The sequence below is a fragment of the Ottowia cancrivicina genome, assembly GCF_029813755.1.
Classification (GTDB): Bacteria; Pseudomonadota; Gammaproteobacteria; order Burkholderiales; family Burkholderiaceae_C; genus Ottowia; species Ottowia massiliensis.
The window spans coordinates 1-2,137 of sequence record NZ_JARVII010000058.1 but is presented as its reverse complement, the minus strand read 5'-3'; the positions used below and the strand labels follow the sequence as shown (position 1 = coordinate 2,137).

Annotated in this window: 2 protein-coding genes; both read left to right on the top strand. The window is 59.4% G+C overall.

All coding sequences use genetic code 11. From position 1 onward, the window contains the following. Window positions 1-230: 230 nt before the first annotated feature. Window positions 231-1,058 carry a hypothetical protein gene (locus QB898_RS12930; protein WP_279525279.1) on the top strand — a complete coding sequence of 276 codons (828 nt, stop codon included), beginning with the start codon at window positions 231-233 and terminating at the stop codon, window positions 1,056-1,058. An 87-nt stretch (window positions 1,059-1,145) separates the two neighbouring features. Then, on the top strand, window positions 1,146-1,760 hold the full coding sequence (locus QB898_RS12925) for a LapA family protein (RefSeq protein WP_156303990.1): 615 nt from the start codon (window positions 1,146-1,148) through the stop codon (window positions 1,758-1,760). Window positions 1,761-2,137 lie beyond the last annotated feature (377 nt).

Genomic DNA, 2,137 nt, shown 5'->3' with positions numbered 1-2,137 from the left:
ATGAAGTTTTCATTCATCCGATTGGAAAAGGGCCTGCATGGCAAGATCAAATTCAAGGTGGTTGGAGCCAATCACCGGGATTTGACGGGCATTGAAGTGCTGGCGGAGTTGCCACTGACCAGGAATTGGTTTCTAAAGTTAATCAAAAACAAGCTCAGTGGAAAAGAATCATGCTGAAAAAAGTTATGGCAAACCCTTTAAGAAATGATTAATAAAAAAGAAGTTGGATCGTGTCACAGGCATCTTCTTTTGATCAAGGGAATAATATAGATATCAAGCCAGATAAAACGCATAAAGAAGACAAATTCCACATCAGCAAAGCCGAAGCCAACTCCTGGTCCGTTTTCCAGGCCCTGTATGAACTGACGGAGCATGTCAAACCCATCGCAGGCATTCCCGAAGCGCCCGTTTTCAAGAAAGTCGTCACCAACCGCCCCAAGCCAAGAAAGGCTTTTCACAGGGCTGGCAGCGATGGAGGGAAAAAGGCGTCTGAAATGCACCTGGGTTCTCTCAAGTCTTTTGACTGGGACGTGATTGCGCACGAATACGGCCATGCCGTGGCTTACCTGCAAGGCGCAACCAGGGCGGAAGGCGGCTTTCATGACGGAAGCAACCCGTACGACATTGAAAAGAATCCGTCTGGCGAGGCCCTTAACACCTGCCGGAACAAGGAGCTGTCCAACGCGCTGGCGCTCAATGAAGCCTATGCCACGTGGTTTGCGCTGAATTTTTGGAAAGAGCGCCGGTATTCCAGTGAAATTGCGTGGCTGGGCGACCACCGGCTTGATCAGACCTGCGAAGCGAATCAGATGGGCAATCCGATGGATCTGGAAAGCAACGCAAAACCTTATGGCGCGAGACCGTGCCTTTTGCCAGCGTTTCGGCCAGCGCCTTTACCCTGGCGGCAAGCGTGGCATGGCGCCTCTGAGCGGGTTCTTGCAGCATCGTGCTGCGGCAAACCGTCACGCCGTCCGAGCCAGCGGGCCAGATCACTCGCGCCCTGCCTGCCGTGGCTCTGGTGTGGCGTTCGCGCGGGCGGCGCTTTTTGGGTGCTTTGAGGCGTTTTGGAATGGCGCTTTGAGACCAGCGTTCAGGGGCGCGCCATTAAACTCATCACCCTTTCGTTTGCACAGGAAAAAACCGTCATGTCCCTGCGTTCGCTGCTGCTGTTGCTGGTTGGTATTGCCATTTTGGCCTTTGTGGGGGCCAACTGGGGGGTGATGATGGAGCCGACGCATCTGTCTCTGATCGTCGCTGACGTGCAGGCCCCGCTGGGGCTGGTGATGCTGGGGCTGCTGGCGGGGGTGTCGTGCATGTTTGTGCTGATGATTGCCTACATTCAGGGCACGGTGCTGGTGGAAACGCGCCGCCACGCCAAGGAGCTGGCGGCGCAGCGCGAGCTGGCGGACAAGGCCGAGGCGTCGCGTTTTACCGATTTGCGCGCGCATCTGGATCAGGAAATGCAACGCTTGAACGAGACGTTGGAAAAGGTGAGCCAGGAAACGCTTTCGCGCGTGGATCGCGCCGAGATGGGGCTGCGCGAGCATTCCGCCCAGCCGGAGCTGAGCAAGCTGGCGCAGACGGTGGAAGGCTTCAACCGCGAGCTGCACATGCGCATTGACCGGCTGGAGATGGGGCTGGGCGAGCGCATTGCCCATCCGCCGCAGCCGCCCGCGCTGCAAGCGCCTGCTTCCGCGCCCGTGTACACGCACGCTGCGGGCGATGCTTACGTGGATGTGGACGACGCCACGCCGCGCTGATGCGGCGGCCAGCGCCGCGCTGGCGGTGCGGCGATTTTTCTGAAGAAAAGCCCTTGGCCTGCTGCGGCCAAGGGCTTTTTTTCAGAGCCTGTTCATGGCCTGGCCGTGAAGGGCGAAAGCTCGGGAAGCGGGATGGACGGCAAGATGCAAACCGCAGGCGGGTCTTGCAGCCTAGCGAGGACTTACAACGCCGCAGAGCGCCAATCCACGCTTTTTGCGCTCACGGACGCGCGGGTGAGCCGCCTCTCACATGAGCAGGCAGCGCCACAGCACGCGCGGCGCGTCGCGGCGGCGCAGCACGGGGCGCGTGGCCAGGGCGCGCGGGCCGAGGGCGCGGGTCTGCGCCAGCACGCTCAGGGCGGCTTGCACCACGGCGC

Coding starts and splice junctions, on each gene's coding strand:
- QB898_RS12925 (WP_156303990.1), top strand. CDS start 1,146: ATGTCCCTGCGTTCGCTGCTGCTGTTGCTGGTTGGTATTGCCATTTTG.